We start from the raw sequence: 24,320 nt of genomic DNA on the forward strand, positions 1-24,320 counted from the left end.
AGTATAAGAAAGAGATATATCCTAAATAACCCCTAATCTCAAGGAGGATGATGTCATCCTCACCTGTATAAAAAAGACATATATCCTAAATAACCCATTAGAACTATTTCGCCAGAGCACAGATAAATTCGAAAACAGACCTGGGACTTCAAAAAGAAAAATTAAATGCAGAGGATCAGTGCATGGCTGGTTTCTTCATGATTGAAGGCATAATATCACTTATCTTCTGCATCCTCTGAATCAGGCTCTCCTTTCCCTTACCGATGAGTGCGTGTTCAAGGACATCCCCGAGGGTCTCAACGGGTACTATCTCAACCATGTCCTCGTACTTCTTCTCAATCATCACGTCACCCATGTTGGATGCAGGTATCAGGACCTTCCTTATTCCTGCCTCTGCAGCTGCCTCTATCTTCCCTGTGACTCCTCCAACAGGGAGAACATCTCCGCGTATGCTCAGTGAGCCTGTGAGGGCAACTGACTGATCCACAGGTATCTCCTCAAGGGCCGATATGACTGCTGTTGCAACGGAGACACTTGCACTGTCCCCTTCCACACCATCATAGGCCTGGAGGAACTGTATGTGGATGTCGTAGTTGGATATGTCTGTACCTGTGTATTTCTTTATGAGGGCGCTTACGTTCTGCACAGCCTCCCTTGCGATTTCACCCAGTTTACCTGTTGCTATGATCCTGCCTTCCTCCTTGCTCTGGGCAGGGGCGGCCTCTGCAGCTATGGGGAGTATGATTCCACTTCTATCACCGATTATTGCAAGGCCGTTGACGCGGCCGACCTCTCCACCCTCTGATTTGAAGACACTGTACTTCTTCTTCTGGACAATGTATCTATCTGCAATCTGCTGCTCAAGGGTTCGTGAAAGTTTCTTTGCCTCTATAACGTCCTCTGTTTCCACAAGTTCTGCTCCGCGGCTCTTGGCTATGTCACCGGCTGCCCTTACAAGGCCCCCCAGTTCACGGAGTTTTAGGGTCAGTGAGTCCTTCTTACCGGCCCTCCTCTGGGCCTCCCTTATTATCTCCTCAACTGCCTCCCTGCTGAAGTGGGGGATCCTCCCATCCTTTTCAACTTCCTGTGCAACGAACTGAACGAGTTTGTCCCTGTTTTCTGGTGTGTCGGGCATCGTGTCCTTCATGAAGACCTCGTATCCGTATCCCCTTATCCTTGAACGGAGGGCAGGGTGCATGCCCTCAAGCACCTGCAGGTTACCTGAGGCCACCAGTACGAAGTCACAGGGAACCGCCTGTGAGCGTACCATGGCTCCGCTGCTTGTTTCGCTCTGGCCTGTGATCGAGTACCTCTTCTCCTGCATGGCCGTGAGGAGTTCCTGCTGGGTCTTCATCTTCATTGTCCCTATCTCATCTATGTAGAGCACACCCTTGTTGGCCTTGTGGATCATCCCGGCTTCCACCCTCTCATGTGCAGGTGTGCCAAGACCACCTGACTGGTAGGGGTCATGTCTTACATCCCCGAGGAGGGCCCCTGCATGGGCTCCGGTTGCATCGACGAATGGTGCGACCTGCCTTCCCTCATTGTTCACCAGGAGTTTTGGGACCATGACCGTTGTCCGTGGCCTGAACTGCTGCAGTGCCAGGAATATTATACCTGCAGCTATTATCGCTGCCAGGAACTGGTTCATCATGAACCCAAGGACAAGGATGAAGGATATTATGAGCATCATGAAAAGGTTCTTCTTCTCATCCTGTGACCTTGCCTTGTTCTTGTGGTTCATCACGATCTTACGGCCCTCTCCTGCGGGTACAGCCCCTATGAGGGGGTTGTTGGGATCCTCTATGTTTGGGTAGACCAGTATGTCCTGTAACTGTTCGCGGGGCAGCAGCTCTGCCATCGCCTTTGCCAGCATGGATTTGCCCACACCGGGTTCACCTATCAGTAAAACGTTACGTCTCTGTTCAGCCGCCTTTTTTATTGTCTCAACGGCCTCTTCCTGCCCTATGATCTGATCTATGAGTCTTTCGGGGACTTCTATATCCTTTGATGTTTCATATGAAAGGGTCTCCCCGGTTCCCTTTTTAGTCTCGTTACCCTCATATGAAACAGATTCCTGAGTTCTGGAGTTTTTAATGGTGGTTTTCATTTCTATTCAAATGCCTCCATTAAGTGAAGTGGTTAAAATTAAAATCACAGTTATCAATTGTTTCTCCTACTTAAAATATTTTACTTACAAATTTTTATTTTAATATATGGGGGTTCCCCTTATAAAGGTATCTCCACCATGTTGCAGGGTTCAGCGGTTTATCTCAGATATCAGGGCCAGGGCGTTCTGTATGAATTTCTCAACAATCTTGCGGTACTTCTCCTCACTCGCCTCCAGTGCCTCCCGGGTCCTCTTCATCTCGGTGATGTCCCTTGCAATGGTTGAAACCCCAATGATCTCGCCGTTAAAGTCACGTATTGGTGACAGGGAGATTGAAACCCAGATCTCCTCCCCATCCTTCCTCCTGCGCTTCGCCTCAAAGTTTGAAACTAAACCTCCGGATTTAACCTCTGATATCAGGCCCCGCAGCTTCTCGAATTCCTCCTCACTCATGAGGATGGAGATGTTCTTTCCCTTAACCTCCTCTGCACTGTAGCCATAGACCATCTCAGCTCCCCTGTTCCAGTCCATTATGTTGCCCTCCAGGTCGTAACTCACGATGGCGTCACCTGATGATTCAACTATGGCTGCCAGTCTTTCAAGTTCCCTCTGGAATTTCATCCGCTCTGTAACGTCCCTGAAGATGGACCTGCTGTACTCCACCTCTCCGTTCTTCATCCGGACATTGACGTTGCCCTCGACAAATATCTTCTCTCCGTCACTGGTTATGAAGGCCGTCTCGACAGTGGGTATCTTCTCACCTGACATCACCCTCCTGAAGAGTTCACGGCACTCATCAAGTTTGTCAGGGTGTATCACATCAAAGAGTGTGAGTTCCTCCAGGTCCCTGTCAGTGTAGCCGAGGGTCTCCTGCCAGGCCCTGTTAACATAGACGAATCTCCCTTCAGGGTCAACGGCCTGTATCATGTCAGTGGCGTTCTCAAAGAGGTCCCTGAACTGTTCCTCACGGCTCTTCAGTTCCTCCTCCATTTCCTTTCTACTGGAGATATCCCTTATTATTGAGGTTATGTACCTCCCGGCAGGGGTTTCTGCAGGGTTGATGGTCATCTCAACAGGGAATTCTGTCCCATCGGCTCTGAGAGAAACCGTCTCAAGGACCCTTCCGCTGAGCTCATGTCTACCCGCAACACGGTACTCCTCCATCTTAATGTGGAGATCCTCCCTCATGGGTTCCGGGACCAGATCATCCACATTTTTACCCTTCAGGGATGGGTATCCGTACATCCTGTCTGCTGCAGGGTTTGAGAAGACTATAACGCCATCCATGTTAACCGTGATAATGCCGTCGGGACTTTTACTGATAACGGTCTCAAAAATTGACTTAAGATCATCTTCTGACAGGTCAGGAACTGCAAGAGGAACAGGGGCCATTTAACCATCTCCCACAATGAACATCTTGAGTAATATTTTCGCCAGCAATGTATTTAAGATTTTAGTGTTCAATATTGTTAGGACCAGACTCCAGTTCAGTCAGGATCAGCCTCAAATGTTATAATAGAAAACCGTTAAGAGGTGGCATTGTCCACTGGATCAGGGTGAGGCCATGAGTGCAAAGTGTATAATGGTTCAGGGAACGTCATCGAGTGCAGGTAAGAGCGTGATGGTTGCAGCTCTCTGCCGTATATTCTCAAGGAGGGGATACAGGGTTGCGCCCTTCAAATCCCAGAACATGTCACTGAACTCCTTCACAACAGCTGAGAACAGGGAGATAGCGGTGGCCCAGGTCCTCCAGGCAGAGGCGGCAGGGATAGAGCCATCACACCACATGAACCCCGTCCTCCTCAAACCCAAGGAGGACTTCACATCCCAGGTAATAGTCCATGGGAGACCTGCAGGAAACATGAACTTCCAGGAGTACCAGACAGAATTCAGGGATACTGCCCTTGAGGCTATAAGGGAGTCCCTTGATTACCTGAAGAGCAGGTATGAGCTTATAGTGATAGAGGGGGCAGGATCCCCAGCCGAGATAAACATGAGGGACAGGGACCTTGCCAACATGGAGATCGCCCACCTTGCAGATGCCGACGTTGTACTGGTGGCTGACATAGACCGTGGAGGTGTCTTCGCATCAATTGCAGGTACCCTGATGCTCCTTGATGAACGTGACAGGTCCCGGATAAAGGGTGTTGTCATAAACAAGTTTCGTGGTAACATTGACATACTGATGCCAGGCATTGAGAGGATCGAGGAGATCACAGGAGTCCCGGTGCTGGGTGTTCTGCCCTATGATGAAGGCCTGAAACTCCCGGAGGAGGATTCAGCATCCCTCTCCCAGAGGAAGTACAGGGGAAGAGGGGATATAAGGGTAGGAGTTATGAGGCTGCCCAGGATATCAAACTTCACAGATATAGATCCCCTTGAGTACGAGGAGGACGTTGCTGTGAGGCTCATAGAGACAGGTGACAGCCTTGATGACCTTGACGCCATCATAATCCCCGGGACCAGGAACACCATAAGCGACCTCATCCACCTTGAGGAGAAGGGCTTTGCTGACGAGATCCGGGACTTAAGCCGTGAGATACCTGTCTTTGGCATATGCGGTGGCTTTCAGATGCTGGGAAAGAGGATCCTTGATGATGCCCGGCAGGAGTCCCGTGAAGGCAGTGTTGATGGTCTCGGTCTTCTTGACTGTGAGACCCACTTTACAGGTGAGGGTAAGCTAATCTCCCAGAGTCAGGGAAGGGTCCTTGGTAACGGAATCTTCAGTGGTATGAGGGGAGAGACCGTGGAGGGCTATGAACTCCATGAGGGGACCACAGTCCTCGGTGATGTGAAACCCCTTCTGAAGGTTGACAGGGGCTTCGGGAACACCAGGAGCGGCGGATTCGATGGGGCGGTCGATGGAAACGTGGCCGGAACCTACTTCCATGGAATATTCCACAACTTCAGATTCAGAAGGTACTTCACAAATCTCCTCAGGGAGAGGAAGGGCATTGAACCACTGGAGTACTTGGACGATAACTTCAGTGCATCAAGAAGGTTCTCAATCGACAGGCTGGCAGAGATCGTTGAGAAAAACATGGACCTCTCCATCATCGAGGAGATCCTTGAAGGATAGATTTTAAGGACCCGGTCTTCATTTTCAATCTTAATTCTTCAGAGGATTAAAGGACGCCAGCATTTTAAAAGAGACTGTTCCATGCATTAACCAGAACAGACCTTCTGTCAGGATTAAATTCTGGACTCCCCACCTCTAACAGTAATTCCTTTGAAGTTCAGCATTTAGAGAGGACCATCATCCGTTAAAAAAATAGGGGGGATGTATCTGCAGACCACGGTCATGATATGAAGGGCAATGCCAGGGTTGTGATCACAAGGACCGTCAGGATGATACCCACAGCTATGATGGGAATCCCGGCCCTCGGTATGTCCCTCAGCTTAACGTAGCCGGAACCGTAGGCCATTGCAACTGTTGGGTCTGCCATTGGGAGCATGAATGACAGTGAACATGCGATTGCAACGGGTACAGCGTATACCCCGATGGGCTGGTGCTGCGCAGATGCAAGGGTCACAGAGAGGGGGACAAGGATGGCTGAGAGGGCTATATTGGACATCACCTGGGTGATGATCACCGCCACAGCCATGAGCACGAGCATGACGATTACAGTCGATGGGTCTGAACCAAGCATACCCACAAGTTTATCAATTATCCATGCTGCCGCCCCGGTCTTGAGGAGTGCGCTTCCAAGGGAGAGTGCCCCTCCAAAGAACACCACCAGACCCCAGTCAATGTTCTTCTGTGCGTCCTTCCATGTTATTACACCCGCGAATATGAACATCACAGCAGCTATAAGTGACACAGAGTAGCTGTTGATACCTGTGAAGCCAGCTGTAACCCACAGCAGGATGGCGAAGAGGAGTATCCCTGCGCTGAGCTTCTCATCCCTGCTCATTGAGCCCATCATCCTGATCCTTTCACCTATCAGGGCATCTCCATTTTCGAGGGCCCTGACCTCGCTTGGAAAAATCCTCATGAGGAGGAACCATGTGACCAGGAGCATTGCAATCGAAAGTGGAAGACCGAATATCATCCAGTTAAGGAAGGGTATGCTGGTGTAGGCCGCTGCCATGAGGTTGGGGGCAGTTCCTATCTCTGTACCGAATCCACCGGCAAGGGACCCGAATGATGCCCCGAGTATCATGGCCTTTGCATAGTTACTCTTTCCCTTCTCAGGTTCAGAGCAGCCCATTATATCCACTATTTCCTTTATGATGGGCAGGAGCATTGCAAAGGCAACAACATTCTCAATCCATGCAGAAAGAAGACCCGTCGAGAATATGCTTACAAACAGTCCCCTCTCCGGTGAGGTTCCAAGCCTCCCCAGGAGGTAGTAGGTGAACCTCTGGGCGAGACCACTCTTCCTTATGGCCTCTGCCATTATAAATCCCCCAATCATGAGGAAGAGTATGGGATTTGCAAAACCTATAACCGCGTTTTCAAAGCTCTCAACACCAATGAGTGGCTGTGCGAAGAGTATTATGAGTGATGTCACGGCCAGGGGCACGGCCTCCGTTGCCCACATTGTAACTGCAAAAACGAGTAAAGCAAGTGCTGCGTGTCCTGAAGCCCTTAGACCCGGTAGTGGTACCAGGTATACTGCAAGGGCCAATAAAAGGCTCAGAATAAATCCTTTTCTGGCATCCGTAATATTACCTCCACAATTTAATAAAGATACATCAAGAGATTTAAAGTTGGTTTGCTTTTTATCAGTAACAAACTACGAGATCAAAACCTAAAGGTCAATTTTCTTTTTTAGAAATTAATAAACTTTTCTATAAGCTTTGATTTACCGGTTAATAAAACTTTGATAAGTATCGTCCAAGCCATTTACGGGAGGTTATTTAGGTCATGAATCTTTCTTTTCAGCCCTTTAAGAGGTTAGATACATAGCTACCCAGATTATCCCCACTATCACAGGCTGGTGGACCAGGTAAACCTTCAGTGAGTTTCTTCCAATCAGCTGAAGTAGAGAGGGACTCCATGCCCTTAATCCAAATCTTCTACGGTATCCCGGGTAGAGGGTGTCCCCGGTGAAGATTCCGAGGAGCACAACACCCAGCCACGGGAAAAGCGGGAAGTAGTCAAGGGTGTAAAGATTATAGGGCCTGATTCCAAGCCACATCAGGAGGGGAGTTTCAACCCGCAGCCCTGACATCAGGACCCCCACCATGATTGTAACAGCCGATAATGCAAGTGCAGCGGTTCTCCTTCCAGCAAGGGGGTGTGTGAGTATCACTGCAAGGCCTATGAAGTGGAGGACCCCGAAGGCAATGAAACCATTGTGGGGGTAGATCCATGTTGCGGCGGTGATGACCATCCCCCAGAGGAATATCTTCAGACCTCTTATGATGTAATGCCGCCTGGAGGTAACCCTTCTTCTTGAATGGCTCAGGCTGAGGGACACCCCAACCAGGAATATGAAAAGGAACGCCGTCAGCCTGCCTGTGAACCAGATCACCGGCGACCCCATGTCAAGATCCAGCACACCCAGGAAGTCAAGATCAAAGAGGGTATGATATACAATCATCATCAGGACGGCGGCGCCCCTAAGTGCATCGACCTCCCCGAACCTTTCAGTTGCATGAACTGTACCCATGCAGGACCTCCGTTTAATATATGAAACCCCTGAGGATAAAAGCAGATGCCCCGGATCATGGCAGGATCAAAAGAAAAATAGAAAACTTTATATAAGATGACCTCAAATCTCTTTTATGCCTACGAATTGCGGCGTTAGTCCAGCCTGGTTAAGACACTGGCCTGCCACGCCAGCGACCCGGGTTCAAATCCCGGACGCCGCATAGCGGTTGTAGTCTAGTCTGGTTAGGACTCGGGCCTTCCAAGCCCGCGACCCGGGTTCAAATCCCGGCAACCGCATATAAACTGCTTCTGTCAATCTTGTTCTAGATTTCCATACACTGCTTCCATTCAAACTGCTCATATAAGTCCTGTTCTAGATTTCCATACACTGCTTCTGTTCTATTGATTCAATGCCCATCTGATTTCAGATTCAGGGATTGCATCCAGTTAAAGATTACAGGTCCCATTTATCAGACTTACATGCTTTTTGAGAGTCTCTAACGCGGGTGCCATATATCATCTATATATATCAGAAGCCATGATAGTAGAGCAAGGGATAAATACTTTAATTTTAGAATAATAACAGGATCCAGACTAATATTATGGTGTGATATTCATGGCTGGAATAGTCGGATATGGAGTTTACATTCCATCATACAGAATAAAGGTTGAAGAAATCGCGAGGGTCTGGGGAGACGACCCCCAGGCCATATCAAGGGGGCTGGTTGTGGAGGAAAAATCAGTCCCTGGTCCTGATGAGGACACAGCAACAATCTCAGTTGAAGCTGCCCGTAATGCCCTCAGAAGGAGCCAGATAGATCCCTCAGAGATAGGAGCTGTCTATGTGGGATCAGAATCCCACCCCTACGCTGTTAAGCCAACAGCAACAATCGTTGCAGAGGCTGTTGATGCAACACCCGAGATGACAGCAGCTGACCTTGAGTTCGCATGTAAGGCAGGTACCGCAGGTATACAGGCCTGCATGGGGCTTGTTGACTCAGGCATAATCAGGTACGGCCTTGCAGTCGGTGCTGACACAGCCCAGGGAGCCCCCGGTGACGCCCTCGAGTACACTGCATCAGCAGGAGGGGCAGCCTATGTTATAGGCAAAAAGAACTGCCTTGCAGATATAAAGGAAACCTACAGCTTCACAACAGACACCCCCGACTTCTACAGGAGGGAGGGAATGCCCTACCCCCGGCACGGGGGAAGATTCACCGGTGAACCCGCCTACTTCAAGCATGTCCTGGGAGCCGCGAGGGGTATGATGGAGAAGACCGGTCTCAGCGCAGATGACTTCGACTACGCGGTCTTTCACCAGCCAAACGGGAAGTTCTACCTGAAGGCTGCTCGCAAACTGGGATTTGAAAGCGAACAGGTTAAACCAGGACTTTTGACACCTGTGATAGGGAACACCTACTCAGGTGCAACACCAGTAGGCCTTGCAGCAACCCTTGACGTTGCAGAACCAGGCGCAAGGATACTGGCAGTGTCCTATGGTTCAGGTGCCGGGAGCGACGCCTTCATAATAGAGGTGAATGACCTCATAGAGGAGAGGCGTGACCTTGCACCGTCCGTGGCCGAGATCATCAAAAATAAGAGGTACGTCGACTATGCCATATACGCCAAATTCAAGGGCAAACTCAGGATGGCTTAAGAGGGTGATAATATGAGGGATGTAGCAGTTATTGGAGTTTCACAGACAAAATTTGGAGAACTCTGGGACGTCTCCTTCAGGGACATGATAACCGAGGCCGGACTTGGGGCCATAGAGGACGCAGGAGTGGAGGGCGCAGACCTTGATGCGATGTACGTTGGTAACATGTCAGCCGGTCTCTTCATAAAACAGGAGCATATATCCTCGCTCATCGCGGACCATGCTGGCCTGACACCCATACCATCCACAAGGGTTGAGGCCGCCTGTGCATCAGGGGGGCTCGCCCTCAGGAGCGGTATAATGGCGGTGGCATCAGGATATCATGACATCGTGATAGCTGCTGGTGTTGAGAAGATGACCGACGTTGTTGACCCAACACCGGCAATTGCAACAGCATCCGACCAGGAGTGGGAGGCCCAGCAGGGGGTCACATTCCCATCACTGTATGCCATGATGGCCAGGAGGCACATGTATGAGTACGGTACAACCAGGGAGCAGCTCGCCATGGTCTCAGTGATAAACCATGAGAACGCCTCAAACAACCCCCGGGCCCAGTTTCCGATGAAGGTCACGGTTGAACAGGTCATGAACTCCACCATGGTAGCGGATCCCCTCAGGCTCCTCGACTGTTCACCGATATCTGATGGGGCCGCAGCGGTTATACTATGCCCTGCAGACATGGCGAGGGAGTACACAGACACGCCTGTCTATGTGAAGGCGTCTGCACAGGCCTCAGGTACCATTGCACTTCATGACAGGAGGGACATAACAAGGATTGATGCAACCGTCAATGCAGCCAGAAATGCCTTTAAGATGGCCAAGCTGACTCCAGGGGACATAGACCTTGTTGAGGTCCATGACTGTTTCAGTATAAACGGTATACTGGCTGTTGAGGACCTTGGATTCGTCGAGAAGGGTGAAGGTGGAAGGGCCTTTGAGGAGGGTATGACAAGGATTGACGGTGATATACCGGTTAACCCATCAGGTGGGCTCAAGGCACGTGGCCATCCCCTTGGAGCCACCGGTATAGCCCAGGCAGCTGAGGTTGTATGGCAGCTGCGTGGTGAAGCCGGTAAGAGACAGGTGGAAGGTGCTGAGATCGGCATGACCCACAACATCGGTGGAACCGGTGGAACAGCGGCGGTCCACATATTTTCAAGGTAAACAATCATTCAACCTTTTTTTATTAATTTAAGAACGGCTCAGATCTATTTGTTGATCTTTTCTTATTCCCTGCATGGAAACCAAACTTTTTTTGAACTGAGGAAGTCAGCTATAGAAACCAGAGTTAGAAAGAGTACAGTTCTTAACTTGCATTTTATTGCAGGATGAGTCCCGTCTCTGCCCGGACAGAATAAATGATCCCAGATTTAGAGAACGCTTTCTTAAAAGAAAGGATCTATGTCTACTTAAATCTCTCCATATCAGAAAAAGAGTTATATGGAAGTGAATTGGGGTGATTCAAATAGAAAAAGTTGGGGGTGCCTTACATTGGAGGCATTCCGCCCATGCCGCCCATTTCCTCCATTCCTTCCTCGCTGGAACCTGATGATGATGCGGCTATGACGTCGTCTATGCGCAGTATCATCTCAGCTGCTTCAGCTGCAGACTGGATGGCCTGTTTCTTGACCCTGTGTGGTTCGATTACTCCTGCTTCCTTCATGTCGACGATGTTACCATCGAAGACGTCGATTCCCATGTATGCTGATTCCTCATGGGCTGCCCTGAGGTCAACGAGGACGTCGATGCTGTCAAGACCTGCGTTCTCTGCAAGGGTCTTTGGCACGATTTCAAGGGCCTCTGCGAAGGCTGATACTGCCAGCTGCTCCCTGCCGCTTATTGAGTCAGCGTAGTCCTTGAGCCTCTTTGCGATTTCTATTTCAGGTGCTCCGCCTCCTGCAACGACCTTACCATCCTCAACTGTTGCGGCGACTACGCCTATTGCGTCTTCAATTGCCCTTTCAACTTCACTTACAACGTGTTCGGTTGATCCCCTGACGAGTATTGTCACTGCCTTTGGTTCCTTGCACTCTTCAACGAAGATCATTTCTTCGCCTGAGATCTTCTTCTCTGATACGACTCCTGCTTCACCAAGGTCCTCTGGGCTGAGGTCCTCGATGTTTGTGACTATGTTTGCTCCTGTGGCCTTGGAGAGTTTCTCCATGTCTGACTTCTTGACCCTTCTCACTGCAAGGACTCCTGCCTTGGCCAGGTAGTGCTGTGCGAGGTCATCGATGCCCTTCTGACAGAAGAGGACGTTTGCGCCTGTGTCAACTATTGAGTTGACCATGTCGCGGATCATCTGTTCTTCCTGTTCGATGAAGGCCTGCATCTGTGATGGGTCTGTTATCCTGATCTCTGCGTCAACCTCTGTCTCTTTAACTTCGATCGGGCAGTTGAGGAGTGCTATTCTGGCGTTTTCAACCTTCTTTGGCATTCCTGGGTGGACCCTTTCCTTGTCGATTATAACACCCTGCACGAGTGTTGAGTCATCCACTGCTGCGCCTTCCTTCTTCTCTATCTTTATGTGGTCCTTCTCGACTTCGCCATCCTCTTCAACCTGCTTGACCGCATCCACTATGAGCTCTGCCAGTGGTTCCCTTGCCTTTTCTGTTCCTTTTCCTGTCATTGCGGTCATTGCAACCTTCATGAGGGTGTCCCTGTCGCTGGCGTCGATTGCAATGTCGTCGAGTATTTCCTGGGCCTTTTCAGCGGCCTGCCTGTAACCCATTGCTATTATTGTTGGGTGGATCTCCATTTCAAGGAGATTTTCAGCCTTTTTGAGTAGTTCCCCTGCTATTATGACTGCTGTGGTTGTACCGTCCCCTACTTCGTCTTCCTGGGTCTTTGCAACCTCGACGAGCATTTTTGCTGCTGGGTGCTCTATGTCCATTTCCTTGAGTATTGTGACACCGTCGTTGGTTACAACAATGTCTCCAAGGGAGTCAACAAGCATCTTGTCCATACCCTTAGGTCCAAGGGTTGTTCTCACGGTCTCTGCGAGTATTTTACCCGCAAGGATGTTCATCCTCTGTGCGTCTCTTCCAAGATACCTGCTTGTACCTTCGGGCAGTACAAGAATTGGCTGCTGTCCCTGTGCCATTCAATCACCTCAGTTTTAATTATAAATCAGTATGCAGTTATCAATGGGTTAGAGGTTCTATAAATAGTTTTCGCTGCTTCTCCAGAAGAATATTTAACGAAGATGGAACTTAAAGTAATCTGTGATAAAAATGAGGCAGCTCCAGAAAGCCTCAGTATACCTTACCATGACCCTGATTTTGATCGTGGCCATGGAAAGTTCCCATGCCCTTGAGAATTATTCAGGAACCCTGAACAGCTCTGAAGTCCTGCAGGCAAGTGTCAGGGTAGCCAATTTCATGGAAAAGTATCAGAGGCTCCCTGAAAACATAAGTGCTGGAAACAGAAGTCTTGATTGTGCATCCTACACATATGCCCTTAGCAGAGTACTGAGAGGCTCAAGGACCGTTGAATACAGAACTGTAAATTCACCCGCCCTCGATATTCGCCGAATATCCCTGAAACTGAGCAGAACACAGTACAATGAGATAACAGTAAGGTTCAGGGACTTTACAGATAAATACAGTAGATGCCCGTCAACGGTATCCTACACTGGAGGTAAAATCGATTTCTACAATACCGTCTACCTCCTCTCAAAGATTGGGCGTTACAGGTACCAGAAGGGGAGGATGCCCACATACGTGTATATAAGGACTCCGGTACCCCTCAATGCATACAGGATCAACTCCCAGACCGTTGACTCCAGGATAAGGAGCATAAACTCTGAAATCAGGAAGACATCCTCCCTCATCAAGAGGATCAGGATCAGAATAAGAACCACAGGAAACACCAGGACCCGGATCATGCTTCAGAACAGACTCAGGTCACTTGAGAACAGATACACCTATCTTAAGGGGCAACTCAGATACTATGAGGGCCTTAAGAACAGCCCCTGGTATGTCCCTCCATCCCTCAAAAGGTATCTGAGTTCAACAGCCTACTGCAGCGTCACGGATCCCAATGTGGTATACCTTGCCCGTGAACTCTCAGGAAACACCAGCTACTCCACTGCACAGAACCTCTTCACCTGGGTACTTGACAACGTTGACTACTCCTTCTACTACAGGACACGTTACGGTGCCTCGGGTACACTGCGGTTAAGGGAGGGCAACTGTGTTGACCAGGCACACCTCATGGTAGCCCTTGCAAGGACCAGTGGTATACCTGCACGCTACGTCCGTGGTTACTGTAGATTCATAAGCGGGAACTGGTACTCCCATGTATGGGCCCAGGTATGGATAAGGGGTCGTGGATGGGTTACTGCAGACACAACCCATTCCCTCAACAGAGTGGGACATGTAAGTAACTGGAACACAACTGTCTCAAGGGTCAGCGAGGTACTCAGTGAATACAGGCTTTAAAGGATCCTTCGTCCATGCAGTTAGAAAACAGTTAATATCTCCCAGATGAAACAATCACATTATGAAAATAATCGACCTGACCCATAGAATAGAAGACTCCATGCCTGTCTTCCCTGGTGATCCGCCCGTTAAACTGAGAATTGAGAGTTCAGATGCTGATTACATTACATCCTCACTGTCCATGGGTATGCACACCGGGACCCATATAGACGCCCCCCTCCATGCACACTGCAGTGCCCTCACCGTTGATGGAATAGGACTGGAGGAACTCACAGGTGAGGGTTTCCTTGTATCAGAAAGAGAGATTTTAACTGGGGGCGATATAGCCGTCATCAAAACTGGCTGGAGCTCGAGGTGGGGCTCAGAGGGGTACTTCAGGGACTACCCTGGTATAAAGAGACATCTTGCAGAGGAACTGGTGGAACATGAAGTTCTGGGGGTCTGCATCGATGGTCCCAGTGTGGACAGTCCTGGAGGAACTGATATCCACAGACTCCTCCTCAAAAATGGGATATGGATTGTGGAGAACATAACAAACACTGACCTGCTACCGCCTAAATTCAGATTATTCGTTGTTCCGCTCTCTGTGAGGGCCGAAGCATCCCCTGCAAGGGTATTTGCAGTTACAGACCCTGAAATGTGTGTCAGATACAGATAGAAGCTTATTCCAGCGGTAAAACTCATCTCTTAACCTTCTCCCAGAGGGTCCTCCTGCCCTCACTCACCGACCTGAAGTAGCCCTTCCTCTCAAGGTTCCTGAGTATCTGGACCATGTTCTCAAGTTTCAGGTCCTTAAACCCTATCTCATTTATGAAGTCAAGCATCTCCTCTGTGGTGGCCCTCTCATCGGGTAGCAGACGGTAGATCTGTGACTGGAATGATGTTAGATCCTTTTCAGGTTTCTGTGTAAGGGCCTGGAAGTATTCCCTGTACCTTTTGAGGTCAGTTATCCGGGATTCCTTATCTGCTATGATGCCCTTGAGTTCCTGTATCACCCTGTCCTTTTCAGCCATGATTCTTTCAAGTTCATCTATACGCCTATCCCTGATTTTAAGTACATCCTCAAGTTCCTTAACCCTCTCACAGTTATCTGAATTCTCACGGCATTTCCGGAGATCCATCTTGAGCTTGCTTATCTCCAGCATGCACGCCTTTACAAGAAGCTTGAGCTGTTCCTTTTCTGAATCCCTCATGAACCTCATGGTATCCCTTTCCATTTAATAGATATCACATTAAAACTTAAAAACCTTCCCAAATGAAGCCCGTGGATCACTGCAGCTGCATTGACAAGGAAAACCTCCCAAAGCATAGATGAGTCCCTGCCGATAAGCATCTGATTCCCATGACACGAGAGGGGCCCTGAAAAGGATGACGGTTCCATCAGAACAGAACACTGAAACAGAAGAAGTTTGCCTGGTTTTTAAAATGCGCCTAATTTTGCTGCAGCCTGTCAAAACGGCAGAGACCAAAACATTTAACCCTCTCGTCTATCTTCAGGGCGGTTAATGCACATAAAACCCCGAGAACGGCGCCCGCGAGAACGTCACTTGGGTAATGGAGACCAAGGTAGATCCTTGAGATCCCCACAAGTGATGCGAGGATGATGAAAAGCCATGGTCTCCCTAACCTGAAGTAGAGGGAGATGAAGCCGGCAAAGGCGGCCACAGCATGTCCCGATGGCATAGAATAGCCCGCAGCGACTGTGGCGTGCCTCACCCACCCAATCACCTCATAGGGTCGTGGTCTTGCGATAACCATCTTAAGGGCTTCACTCAGGAAGAATCCCAGGACAAGTGCCGTGAGGGCTATGAATGCAGCTTCCCTCTCATCCTCACCACCAAGGAGGTAGAGGATGAGGCAGAGTATCACCCAGAAGGCCTGGGTCCCGCCGAAGGTTAAAAGTGGCATTAAAAAGTCAAGAAATGGTGAGGCCAGGACCGCATTAAAAAAATATAGGACGGATAGATCAGGGCCCAGAAGGGTGGGGTGCATGGTATCCTATAGTATCTCATTTATGAGTTCTGCATTCAGAATCGATGCCCCCGCCGCACCCCTCACTGTGTTATGACCCACAAGGACGTACCTTAAACTGTTTTTGAATGCAGCGTCCTCTCTGAGCCTTCCAACGGTAACAGCCATTCCACCGTCCATGTCCCTGTCCATCCTTGGCTGGGGTCTGTTTTCCTCATCCCTTACCACCACGGGTTTTTCAGGGGCGGAGTGGAGACCCAGCTTCTGTGGGAGTCCCCTGAATTTATCCATTGCCTCCCTGACATCATCAATATCAAATTCATCATCCAGTTCAATGAAGACCGCCTCGGTATGACCGTCAACGACGGGTACGCGGTGACATGATGCACTCACGCCAAAGCTGGCTGGTTTCACAACGCCTTCATCGAGTTCTCCCAGCAGGTGGAGGGTCTCTGTTTCAATCTTTTCCTCCTCACCACCGATGAAGGGCACCAGGTTATCAAGTATGGCCATTGAGGGGACTCCATTGTAACCGGCACCGGAAACCGCCTGCATGGTTGATACGTAGACCCTTTTTATTGTGTAGGCGTCGTAGATGGGCTTGAGTGTGAGGGTCAGGGCTATTGTTGAGCAGTTGGGGTTGGTGACGATGAACCCATCCCACCCCCTCCTCCTCTGCTGCACCTCTATGAGGTCAAGGAACTCAGGGTTGACCTCAGGTATCACGAGGGGGACATCCGGTTCCATCCTCATTGCACTGGCATTTGATGCCACTATGTATTTCTCTGCAAATTTTGGTTCAACCTTCCTCGCCACGTCTGCAGGGAGGGCTGAGAAGAGTATATCAACGTCCCCCACAGCTGAGGGATCCGTTTCAACGACCTCCATGTCCTTCACAGATTCTGGCATCTCACAGTCAAGGTACCAGTTTGCCACCTCCCCATAGGGTTTCCCGGCGGACCGTGAAGAAGCCGCCAGGGTTGTAAGCTCAAATTCAGGATGTTTATCAAGCATCTGAATGAACCGCTGTCCAACCATTCCTGTTGCTCCCAGAACACCCACATTAACCATAATATCACCTTATCAGTTTATTCCCAGAACATCCCCCATATCCATTATCCTTCCGGGTTCTGCATCCTCAATGAATCTTATAGCCCTTATGACTCCACCTATAAATGCATCCCTGCTGTGAGCCCTGTGAACTATCTCAAGGCGCTCACCGTCACCTGCAAATAGGACAATGTGGTCCCCGACGATGTCACCACCCCTAACTGCATGGACACCTATCTCATCCCTGCTCCTCTCGCCTGTGAGTCCGGATCGACCATGGACTGCGACCTCACTGGCCCTTCTGCCTGTGGCCTCTGAGATGACCTCCAGTGCACGTACAGCTGTACCTGATGGTGCGTCCTTCTTGTGTCTGTGGTGTGCCTCAATGATCTCAACGTCATAGTCAGAGAGGATCGGTGCAAGATCCCTGAGGACCTTGAAGAACACGTTGACCCCCACTGCCATGTTCGGTGCGATTACGGCCCTCACACCTGACCTTTCTATGCAGTCCCTTACTGTCTGCATCTCCTCCTCTGAAAAACCTGTTGTGCCAACCACAAGGTTAACACCGGCCTCGGTTGAAGTCTTTATTGTTTCGACTGCTGCAGATGCGACTGTGAAGTCAACAAGGACGTCGGGTTCTGTCTCTGCAAGGGTATCTGCAAGATTTGATGCATCAGTTACCTCAACTCCAACACTGCCTCTTCCTGTGAACTCTCCTATGTCCCTGCCCCTGAGGGGTGTGCCGGGAGCCTCAATTGCTGCCACCAGTTCCATGTCCTCCTCTTCAAGGACCCTCCTTATTATCCCTGATCCCATGCGCCCGCATGCGCCTGTAACTGCAACCCTTATCAAGCATCACACCCCCTAGATCAGTGCCAGTTCCTCCAGGACCATCATGAGCCTCTCACGGTTTGCATCCTGCAGGGGTGCCAGGGGCATCCTCACATGACCCGCGGGCCTGCCCATCATGTTAAGGGCCTCCTTGACAGGTACGGGGTTGCTCTCAATGAAAAGGACCTTCATGAGACTGTAGAGTTCATAGTGTGTTTTCATTGCAGACTCGAAGTCCCCTGAGAGGGCCTCGTTAACAAGTCGGCTCATACGAGCCGGGTCGACATTTGCAACCACCGATATCACACCCTCGGCACCCATGGAGATCATGGGGAGAGTCAGGTTATCGTTACCTGAGAGGACTGTGAAGTCATCAAGGCCCAGGTCCATGAGCCTTGACCTGAGCATGGATACCTTGTCCAGGTCGGGGCTGGCCTCCTTTATCCCAATTATCCCGTCGAGCTTTGCTAGTTCGGCGACCGTGTCAACGTCTATATCTGTGCCTGTCCTTGAGGGGACATTGTATATTATGAGTGGTATGTCAGCGGCTTCCTCCAGCATGGTGTAGTGTTCAATGAGTCCATGGGGCTGGGGCTTGTTGTAGTAGGGGGTTATGACGAGGGCCGCGTCTGCACCGGCGTCCTCTGCGTACTCCACAAGTCCCATGGCCTCCCTGGATGAATTGCTACCTGCCCCTGCAACTGTCCTGACGCGACCGTTGACCTCATCCACCAGTATATCGATCATTCTCCTCTGCTCTTCGTGGGTTATTGTCGCTGATTCACCGGTTGTTCCGGCAACCAGCAGGCCATCAACCCCGTTCTCTATAAGGTAGTTTATGTTCTCCCGCAGCCCGGCCTCATCCACCACATCGTCCTCTGTGAATGGAGTAACCATGGCCACAACTGTGCCTTCAATCTTCATTCAAGAACACCCCTTACAAGTTCATATGCCTTTTTACCATCATTCCAGTCAACAAAAATAACCACAGATGTCTGTGAGGATGAAATTTCAACTATGTTAAGGTCATTATCCCTCAGGGGCTTGGTGATTTCAGATATTATGCCGGGTGTATCTATGAAATCCGGGCTGGATATTGTTATCATTGCGATGTCCCTCCCAAGGGAGAGTGAACTGAGGTCATCGTCTGCAATGACCACATCGTGGAGGAGCCTGTGGGCCTCATCGGCGTCCTTCTTATCCACGAAGATTGTGACCGAGTTCTGGCCGGTTGAAATTCCTATGATATTTATGGAGTTCTCTGCAAGCCTTGATGTTAACCGGGCCAGTATACCTGGCTTGTTCAGTATCTTTTCACCCACAACAGCAACCACGGATATTGGATCCGGGTTGAGGGTTGTTGTCTTAACCATCTTATTCTTTGATGGTCCGATTATCTCGGTTCCTGGTGCAGATAGGTCCCCGTGCTCAAATCCTATTATCTTTGCCTTTATATCAGGGTCCTTGTATTTTAGGGCGTGGGGGTGGAGTACCTGGGCCCCATGGGTTGCAAGGTCCCTCATCTCCTCAACGGATATTTTATCAAGTTTCTTGGCACCCTGAAGTTTGTTGGGGTCCGTGGACATGACACCTCCAACGTCTGTTACGATTATAACCTCATCTGCCTTCAGGCAGTGACCAAGGAGGAATGCTGTTATGTCACTTCCACCCCTCCCCAGGGTGGTTATGTAGCCGTTGGGGTCCCTTCCAAGGAAGCCGCAAACCACAGGTATTATTCCCTGATCAAGGAGTTTAAGCAGTTCCCTTGATTTCTCCTCAGTTGCCTCAAAATCCACCTTAGCATTTAAAAGGTTGCTGTCGGTTATTATTGGCCATTCATCCATGAATGGGTCTATATATTCTGATTTAACTCCGAGTGCCTCTATCGCGGATGAGAATATCCTGACACTGGTCATTTCACCCATGGATACTATTTCAGCCAGCTGCTTCTCTGTGACAGCGTCTTCCATTGCCTCGTCCACTATCTGGAGGAGTTCATCGGTTGTCTTATTTATGGCAGATACAACGACAACGACCTTCCTGCCCTTCATGTACTCCTTCACAACTGAACGGGCCGCCTTCTTAATTCGCCTACCATTTCCTATTGATGTACCGCCAAATTTAGCAACTATTAACTCCATTAACCTTCACAACCTTTTAAATGTTGGAAAAAATGAAAAAAATTCTGTCTTATTTCTGCTGGCTGATGATCCTTGTAATGTAACCTGCTATCTTGTTTCTTAGGTGTTTGGTGCTTACTGTTGAGAACTCCTCCACAAGTTTCTTGTTAGTGTCAAAGTCGTCTGTAAATTTCCCTGGATGAGTTTCTATCATCTCTTTAGCTATTCTTTTTACAAAGGATGTCCTTATGTTTCCCATTTCATTGCCTCCTTAACATTTCTTTCTGTTCAGTTTTACTGAGATCCATCAGAATCTTCATCAGTTCTGTAAGTTTATTCTCATCGATACCATTTTCCCTGGCGATTTTCCGGGTCCTCTCTATAATCTGGAGTTCCCTTTCAGGATCCAGGATCTCCATTCCAAGGACCTCCTTGGCCTCTGCTATCTCCCGTGCAAGGGCTATCCTTGAGGTTATGAGGTCAAGTATGTCCCTGTCTATTCCATCTATCTTCTGCCTGGATCTTCTGAGGACCTCCCGTGCTCTGTACTCATCCATAAATTACATTCCCCTTTCTTCCATTCAAGGGTCACTGGAGTTATTCAAGGACACGTGTACCCTCGTTGTCCACTGATGTTACAAGCACATCTCCCTCAAGGTTCTCCCAGGCATCGATGATATCAGCTTCAGAGTCCTCATGTGTTAGGGCCACAAAGGATGGCCCGGTTCCTGAGAGACCCGCTGCAAGGGCACCCGCCTCAAGGGCGTCAAGGGCTATTCCCGGATCGAATCCCAGGGATGCACAATAGAGTATCCCGTTGAGTGTCAGGGCACTGTGGACCCTTCCATCAAGGACCTCCCTGAAGGCCATATCAACCCAGGGGGCCAGCAGTTTCATCCGCGGGACATCTGATTGTGCAGTCAGTGATTTTCTGTCCGGCATATATATTAATACCTTTTGATTTTCCATCGGCTCCCTGAGGATTATGCGCCTCTCCATGTTATCTGTCACGGTTAAGCCGCCATAGAATGATGCACTTGCATCATCATAGGCCCCGGTAACACTCACACCCGCCTGCAGGGAAGCGTCAACTGCCATGTTGAGCATCTCAAAATCCTCCATGGGTTGGAGGCCAAATTCGTCTGATAAAAGGGATGAAACTGCCATCACGGTGGCGTTGGATGCCGCGCTGCTGCTTGAGAGTCCGCTGGCAACAGGAAGGTCCGATGATGTTACCACCCTCACACCGGCATCCACTCCATAATGCTCAATCACCATCCGGGTGCAGAGCTCCATGAGAGATGTGTCAGCACCCTCACGGGAGATGCACTCCACCCCTGAGTCAATCAGCTCTGCCTCTGCCTCCACCCTCAGTCCTATGCCGAATGCTGAGCCCCTGCCAGTCGCAATCGCATTAATCACGGTTGCGGATCCAGGGGACCTTACAGTTTTCTTCACAACCATCACTCCAGGATTCTATGATCGTTCACTGAATAGATTATTAAGCTGCAAAGCACTCCAGAGAGCACCTCAAGCTCTCAAACACTGCAAAGTGTATTCATCAATTAAATAGTATCTAAGTGCAATATTTATATAGTGGTGGACATTCTATTAATAAAAATGGTTAAAAATTTAGGATGGTACATGGATGTCTGATATAACAAAAACTCCTGAAAACATGACTGGAGGTAAAAAGGTCTGATACCATGGATAGAAACAGCAAGATAGTAGTCGGTCTCGTCGCGGTCCTCTCAATCGCAGGTTTGGTGCTTTCATTAGCCGGTCTGCTGGAGGGCGGCGAGGGTACGATAGCAATAATACCTGTCCACGGAGCCATAGCCTATGACACGGCAGGGTTCTCTGATGGAGTGGACCCTGATGACATAAAGGAGCTCATCGCTGAAGCCAACAGCGATCCCTCAGTTAAGGCCATTGTCCTCGACATAAACAGCCCGGGAGGGACACCTGTTGCAAGTGAGGAACTCATGGATGCCATAAATAAATCAGAAAAACCAGTGGTGAGCTGGATAAGTGATTCAGGGACCTCGGGGGCATACCTTGCAGCATCAGCCTCTGACAGGATAGTTGCGAGTCCCTCAGCATGGGTTGGAAGCATAGGTGTCATACTCGACCTTACGGATCTCTCCCAGATGTACAGGCAGATGGGGATAAACAAGTACGCCATAAAGGCCGGTGAGTACAAGGACATGGGTGCCGATTACCGCATGATAACCGATGAGGAGAGACAGATGCTGCAGTCAATGGTCAATGAGGAGTACGACTACTTCATAAAGACCGTGGCTGCCAACAGAAACCTTAGCGTCTCCTACGTGAAGAGCCTGGCAGAGGGCCGGATATTCACAGGCAGACAGGCTGTACGCAACCGGCTGGTGGATTTCACTGGAGGGAAGGACTATGCAGTTGAGGTGGCTGCGAAGCTCGCAGGTGTGAAGAACTATAACACGATAACCCTCGAGCCTCCTTCTGGCTTCCTAAGGGTCCTCTCCAGCATGTTCTCAAGGCTGGGATTTGCCTCAGGGAACACAACGGAAGAGCTGCAGCTCCATTGATGAAGGTGGAAAAGGATAAGTATTTATCTAAAAAGGGGAAGAAGATAATTATATTACTCTCACGGAGGTTAAGAAATGGTTGTTAATATAGAGGTTTTCACATCCCCAACCTGCCCTTACTGTCCAATGGCAATCGAGGTCGTTGATGAGGCCAAAAAGGAATTCGGAGACAAAATTGATGTCGAAAAGATCGACATAATGGTTGACCGGGAAAAGGCCATAGAGTATGGGCTGATGGCTGTCCCTGCCATAGCAATCAACGGTGTTGTCAGGTTCGTTGGGGCCCCAAGCAGGGAAGAACTCTTTGAAGCCATAAATGATGAGATGGAATAACTTCTTTTTCAATTAATTTTTAAGGATTTTTCTGATGAATGATGAGAGGGTATTCGGGATTACAACTGGAACAGCTGCCACCGCAGCAGCCCTCGCCTCACTCCTGTGTCTGAAGGGCTGTGAAGCCAGTAAGGTCAGGGTCAGGACCCCATCCGGGATCCTGGAGGTTGACGTTGAATATGTTGAGCGCATCTCAGGTGACACCGCCAGGGCCTGTGTCATCAAGAGACCCTACCCTGACCCTGATGTCACCGTGAATCTTGAGATCATTTCCACTGTTCAGATCACAGGGACACCTGAAATCATGATAAGGGGTGGTGAGGGTGTTGGAATCGTCACAAAGCCCGGTCTCCAGGTCCCCCCCGGAGAAGCAGCCATAAACCCTGTCCCCAGGAGGATGATAGAGGAGAACCTCAGGGAACACCTCAGGGATGATGAGGGCGCTGTGGTCACAGTGTCTGTGCCCGGGGGGGAGAGGATAGCCTCCAGGACCATGAACCCCCGTCTCGGGATCATCGGAGGTATCTCCATCCTTGGGACAACAGGCATAGCCAGGCCCATGTCCACCGAGGCATACCGGGAATCCCTTGCCTGTCAGATCGATATCGCCACTGCCAGGGGTTTCAGGGAACTCGTATTTGTACCGGGTAACATAGGGGAGAGATTCGCCCGGGAGTACTTTGAATCCATCGAGGATGAGAGGATAATCCAGATGGCCAACTTCCCAGGCTACATGCTGGAGGAGGCCGATGGCAGGGGGGTTGAGCGGATAATACTCATGGGCCATGCAGGTAAACTGATCAAGCTGTCTGCCGGGATATTCCAGACCCGGAGTTCAGATGCAGATGCCCGCCGCGAGATAATGGCTGCCCATGCAGCCCTCATGGGTGCCTCCAGAGATACGGTGACCAGAATATTCAACGATGGGACCGTGGAGGAGATGATATCTGAACTCGAGGGTGAAGGGTTGACAGGTAGGGTCTTCAACAGCATAGCAGATGCCATAAGGGAGAGATTCAATGAGAGGTTCTCCTTTGATACCGATGTCCTGATTTTCAGCCTGGATGGCCGGATCCTCAACTCAAACTTCAAGACTAAAAGGAACCACAGATTTACTGAAGTATTTTAGAATCCATCAAAGAAATTCATGAGTGATGATAATGAAAGAATTCACCCATACAGATGAAAAGGGGGTCCGCATGGTTGATGTGGGCTCAAAGCCAGTTGTTAGGAGAACCGCAACAGCCGAGGGCCATATACTCCTGCGTAAAGACACCATAAACTTAATCCGTGAAAGGAAGATTGAAAAGGGGAACGTGCTTGCAACGGCCCAGATAGCAGCCATAGGGGCCGTTAAGAGGACCTGGGAAATAATACCCCTCTGCCATCCCCTCCCCCTCACAGGTGTTGATGTTGAATTTGACCTGCATGATGACCGGATCACCGCCAGGGTTACTGTGAGATGCGATGGGAAGACTGGTGTTGAGATGGAGGCCGTAACCGGTGTATCCGTTGCCCTGCTCACAATATGGGACATGGTCAAAAGTGTTGAGAAGGACGATGATGGCCAGTACCCTGAAACGGCCATCAGCAACATAAGAGTCATTAAAAAGGAAAAGCTGGAACTCTGAGGC

The 24,320-nt window shown here is 49.7% G+C and carries 23 protein-coding genes and 2 tRNA genes; 11 read left to right on the forward strand and 14 right to left on the reverse strand.

All coding sequences use genetic code 11. From position 1 onward, the window contains the following. Positions 1–175 precede the first annotated feature (175 nt). The gene (gene lonB, locus MTCT_RS03520; protein WP_048175493.1) at positions 176–2,110 is read right to left on the reverse strand and encodes an ATP-dependent protease LonB; all 1,935 of its coding nucleotides are present in this window, start codon (positions 2,108–2,110) and stop codon (positions 176–178) included. Positions 2,111–2,260: 150 nt separating this feature from the next. Further along, complete coding sequence (locus tag MTCT_RS03525; RefSeq protein WP_048175494.1) at positions 2,261–3,502, reverse strand: PAS domain S-box protein; 1,242 nt, start codon at positions 3,500–3,502, stop codon at positions 2,261–2,263. Between the two features lie 172 nt (positions 3,503–3,674). Between MTCT_RS03525 and cobQ the strand changes: the two genes are divergently transcribed. After that, positions 3,675–5,189, forward strand: coding sequence for a cobyric acid synthase CobQ (gene cobQ / locus MTCT_RS03530; protein WP_048175495.1), 1,515 nt, complete (start codon positions 3,675–3,677; stop codon positions 5,187–5,189). A gap of 220 nt (positions 5,190–5,409) precedes the next feature. On the opposite strand, the gene MTCT_RS03535 is transcribed toward cobQ, so the two are convergent. Together MTCT_RS03535 and MTCT_RS03540 are read right to left on the reverse strand one after the other, a co-directional pair. Next, the gene (locus MTCT_RS03535) at positions 5,410–6,780 is read right to left on the reverse strand and encodes a DASS family sodium-coupled anion symporter (protein ID WP_369798276.1); all 1,371 of its coding nucleotides are present in this window, start codon (positions 6,778–6,780) and stop codon (positions 5,410–5,412) included. 222 nt (positions 6,781–7,002) lie between these two features. After that, positions 7,003–7,728 (reverse strand): heparan-alpha-glucosaminide N-acetyltransferase, encoded by a 726-nt coding sequence (locus MTCT_RS03540; protein WP_048175497.1) that lies wholly within the window; start codon positions 7,726–7,728, stop codon positions 7,003–7,005. Between the two features lie 128 nt (positions 7,729–7,856). Between MTCT_RS03540 and MTCT_RS03545 the strand changes: the two genes are divergently transcribed. From MTCT_RS03545 to MTCT_RS03560, 4 genes are all read left to right on the forward strand, one after another. Then, positions 7,857–7,930, forward strand: a tRNA-Gly gene (locus MTCT_RS03545). Between the two features lie 2 nt (positions 7,931–7,932). Then, positions 7,933–8,006, forward strand: a tRNA-Gly gene (locus tag MTCT_RS03550). 319 nt (positions 8,007–8,325) lie between these two features. Next, on the forward strand, positions 8,326–9,366 hold the full coding sequence (locus tag MTCT_RS03555) for a hydroxymethylglutaryl-CoA synthase (protein ID WP_048175498.1): 1,041 nt from the start codon (positions 8,326–8,328) through the stop codon (positions 9,364–9,366). A 12-nt stretch (positions 9,367–9,378) separates the two neighbouring features. Beyond that, positions 9,379–10,530 (forward strand): thiolase domain-containing protein, encoded by a 1,152-nt coding sequence (locus MTCT_RS03560; RefSeq protein ID WP_048175499.1) that lies wholly within the window; start codon positions 9,379–9,381, stop codon positions 10,528–10,530. Between the two features lie 322 nt (positions 10,531–10,852). Here the strand turns inward: MTCT_RS03560 and thsA are convergent, their stop codons facing one another. Beyond that, a complete protein-coding gene (gene thsA / locus MTCT_RS03565) occupies positions 10,853–12,469 on the reverse strand; it encodes a thermosome subunit alpha (RefSeq protein ID WP_048175500.1) in 1,617 nt (538 codons plus the stop codon). Between the two features lie 130 nt (positions 12,470–12,599). Here thsA and MTCT_RS03570 point away from each other — a divergent pair, with 130 nt between their 5' ends. Both MTCT_RS03570 and MTCT_RS03575 read left to right on the forward strand, forming a co-directional pair. Then, positions 12,600–13,808, forward strand: coding sequence for a transglutaminase domain-containing protein (locus MTCT_RS03570; RefSeq protein ID WP_231855380.1), 1,209 nt, complete (start codon positions 12,600–12,602; stop codon positions 13,806–13,808). Between the two features lie 61 nt (positions 13,809–13,869). Continuing rightward, complete coding sequence (locus MTCT_RS03575) at positions 13,870–14,466, forward strand: cyclase family protein (RefSeq protein ID WP_084126173.1); 597 nt, start codon at positions 13,870–13,872, stop codon at positions 14,464–14,466. Positions 14,467–14,488: 22 nt separating this feature from the next. Here the strand turns inward: MTCT_RS03575 and MTCT_RS03580 are convergent, their stop codons facing one another. From MTCT_RS03580 to MTCT_RS03620, 9 genes are all read right to left on the reverse strand, one after another. Then, entirely contained in the window at positions 14,489–15,025 is a 537-nt protein-coding gene (locus MTCT_RS03580) for a hypothetical protein (RefSeq protein ID WP_052457329.1), read from the reverse strand. Positions 15,026–15,239: 214 nt separating this feature from the next. Then, positions 15,240–15,716, reverse strand: a complete 477-nt coding sequence (locus tag MTCT_RS03585) for a phosphatase PAP2 family protein (RefSeq protein ID WP_231855367.1) — start codon at positions 15,714–15,716, stop codon at positions 15,240–15,242. Positions 15,717–15,806: 90 nt separating this feature from the next. Then, positions 15,807–16,850, reverse strand: a complete 1,044-nt coding sequence (asd, locus tag MTCT_RS03590; RefSeq protein ID WP_048175503.1) for an aspartate-semialdehyde dehydrogenase — start codon at positions 16,848–16,850, stop codon at positions 15,807–15,809. Between the two features lie 12 nt (positions 16,851–16,862). Then, complete coding sequence (gene dapB / locus MTCT_RS03595; RefSeq protein WP_010876435.1) at positions 16,863–17,684, reverse strand: 4-hydroxy-tetrahydrodipicolinate reductase; 822 nt, start codon at positions 17,682–17,684, stop codon at positions 16,863–16,865. Between the two features lie 12 nt (positions 17,685–17,696). Then, a complete protein-coding gene (dapA, locus tag MTCT_RS03600) occupies positions 17,697–18,587 on the reverse strand; it encodes a 4-hydroxy-tetrahydrodipicolinate synthase (RefSeq protein WP_048175504.1) in 891 nt (296 codons plus the stop codon). Then, the gene (locus MTCT_RS03605) at positions 18,584–19,804 is read right to left on the reverse strand and encodes an aspartate kinase (RefSeq protein WP_010876437.1); all 1,221 of its coding nucleotides are present in this window, start codon (positions 19,802–19,804) and stop codon (positions 18,584–18,586) included. Before MTCT_RS03605 ends, dapA begins: the two co-directional genes overlap by 4 nt. A 49-nt stretch (positions 19,805–19,853) precedes the next feature. Next, complete coding sequence (locus tag MTCT_RS03610; RefSeq protein WP_010876438.1) at positions 19,854–20,042, reverse strand: 30S ribosomal protein S17e; 189 nt, start codon at positions 20,040–20,042, stop codon at positions 19,854–19,856. Position 20,043: 1 nt separating this feature from the next. Then, positions 20,044–20,340, reverse strand: a complete 297-nt coding sequence (locus MTCT_RS03615; protein ID WP_010876439.1) for a chorismate mutase — start codon at positions 20,338–20,340, stop codon at positions 20,044–20,046. A 40-nt stretch (positions 20,341–20,380) separates the two neighbouring features. Continuing rightward, positions 20,381–21,241 carry a shikimate kinase gene (locus tag MTCT_RS03620; RefSeq protein WP_048061249.1) on the reverse strand — a complete coding sequence of 287 codons (861 nt, stop codon included), beginning with the start codon at positions 21,239–21,241 and terminating at the stop codon, positions 20,381–20,383. A gap of 248 nt (positions 21,242–21,489) precedes the next feature. On the opposite strand from MTCT_RS03620, the gene sppA reads away from it, so the two are divergent. The 4 genes from sppA (at position 21,490) to moaC (ending at position 24,317) form a co-directional block, all read left to right on the forward strand. Further along, complete coding sequence (gene sppA, locus MTCT_RS03625) at positions 21,490–22,353, forward strand: signal peptide peptidase SppA (RefSeq protein ID WP_010876441.1); 864 nt, start codon at positions 21,490–21,492, stop codon at positions 22,351–22,353. 75 nt (positions 22,354–22,428) lie between these two features. Next, positions 22,429–22,686 carry an MJ0307 family thioredoxin gene (locus MTCT_RS03630; RefSeq protein ID WP_010876442.1) on the forward strand — a complete coding sequence of 86 codons (258 nt, stop codon included), beginning with the start codon at positions 22,429–22,431 and terminating at the stop codon, positions 22,684–22,686. Positions 22,687–22,720: 34 nt separating this feature from the next. Beyond that, positions 22,721–23,815: a cobalt-precorrin-5B (C(1))-methyltransferase CbiD gene (gene cbiD / locus MTCT_RS03635; RefSeq protein WP_010876443.1), complete on the forward strand. Its 1,095-nt coding sequence runs from the start codon at positions 22,721–22,723 to the stop codon at positions 23,813–23,815. Between the two features lie 28 nt (positions 23,816–23,843). Then, on the forward strand, positions 23,844–24,317 hold the full coding sequence (moaC, locus tag MTCT_RS03640) for a cyclic pyranopterin monophosphate synthase MoaC (RefSeq protein ID WP_197538717.1): 474 nt from the start codon (positions 23,844–23,846) through the stop codon (positions 24,315–24,317). Positions 24,318–24,320 lie beyond the last annotated feature (3 nt).

Source organism: Methanothermobacter sp. CaT2, assembly GCF_000828575.1.
Classification (GTDB): Archaea; Methanobacteriota; Methanobacteria; order Methanobacteriales; family Methanothermobacteraceae; genus Methanothermobacter.

What these genes read in the sequence shown, in the direction of transcription:
- lonB (WP_048175493.1), bottom strand. Translation starts at nt 2,110, where the DNA reads ATGAAAACCACCATTAAAAACTCCAGAACTCAGGAATCTGTTTCATAT.
- MTCT_RS03525 (WP_048175494.1), bottom strand. Translation starts at nt 3,502, where the DNA reads ATGGCCCCTGTTCCTCTTGCAGTTCCTGACCTGTCAGAAGATGATCTT.
- cobQ (WP_048175495.1), top strand. Translation starts at nt 3,675, where the DNA reads ATGAGTGCAAAGTGTATAATGGTTCAGGGAACGTCATCGAGTGCAGGT.
- MTCT_RS03540 (WP_048175497.1), bottom strand. Translation starts at nt 7,728, where the DNA reads ATGGGTACAGTTCATGCAACTGAAAGGTTCGGGGAGGTCGATGCACTT.
- MTCT_RS03555 (WP_048175498.1), top strand. Translation starts at nt 8,326, where the DNA reads ATGGCTGGAATAGTCGGATATGGAGTTTACATTCCATCATACAGAATA.
- MTCT_RS03560 (WP_048175499.1), top strand. Translation starts at nt 9,379, where the DNA reads ATGAGGGATGTAGCAGTTATTGGAGTTTCACAGACAAAATTTGGAGAA.
- thsA (WP_048175500.1), bottom strand. Translation starts at nt 12,469, where the DNA reads ATGGCACAGGGACAGCAGCCAATTCTTGTACTGCCCGAAGGTACAAGC.
- MTCT_RS03570 (WP_231855380.1), top strand. Translation starts at nt 12,600, where the DNA reads ATGAGGCAGCTCCAGAAAGCCTCAGTATACCTTACCATGACCCTGATT.
- MTCT_RS03575 (WP_084126173.1), top strand. Translation starts at nt 13,870, where the DNA reads ATGAAAATAATCGACCTGACCCATAGAATAGAAGACTCCATGCCTGTC.
- MTCT_RS03580 (WP_052457329.1), bottom strand. Translation starts at nt 15,025, where the DNA reads ATGGAAAGGGATACCATGAGGTTCATGAGGGATTCAGAAAAGGAACAG.
- MTCT_RS03585 (WP_231855367.1), bottom strand. Translation starts at nt 15,716, where the DNA reads ATGCCACTTTTAACCTTCGGCGGGACCCAGGCCTTCTGGGTGATACTC.
- asd (WP_048175503.1), bottom strand. Translation starts at nt 16,850, where the DNA reads ATGGTTAATGTGGGTGTTCTGGGAGCAACAGGAATGGTTGGACAGCGG.
- dapA (WP_048175504.1), bottom strand. Translation starts at nt 18,587, where the DNA reads ATGAAGATTGAAGGCACAGTTGTGGCCATGGTTACTCCATTCACAGAG.
- MTCT_RS03605 (WP_010876437.1), bottom strand. Translation starts at nt 19,804, where the DNA reads ATGGAGTTAATAGTTGCTAAATTTGGCGGTACATCAATAGGAAATGGT.
- MTCT_RS03610 (WP_010876438.1), bottom strand. Translation starts at nt 20,042, where the DNA reads ATGGGAAACATAAGGACATCCTTTGTAAAAAGAATAGCTAAAGAGATG.
- MTCT_RS03615 (WP_010876439.1), bottom strand. Translation starts at nt 20,340, where the DNA reads ATGGATGAGTACAGAGCACGGGAGGTCCTCAGAAGATCCAGGCAGAAG.
- sppA (WP_010876441.1), top strand. Translation starts at nt 21,490, where the DNA reads ATGGATAGAAACAGCAAGATAGTAGTCGGTCTCGTCGCGGTCCTCTCA.
- MTCT_RS03630 (WP_010876442.1), top strand. Translation starts at nt 22,429, where the DNA reads ATGGTTGTTAATATAGAGGTTTTCACATCCCCAACCTGCCCTTACTGT.
- cbiD (WP_010876443.1), top strand. Translation starts at nt 22,721, where the DNA reads ATGAATGATGAGAGGGTATTCGGGATTACAACTGGAACAGCTGCCACC.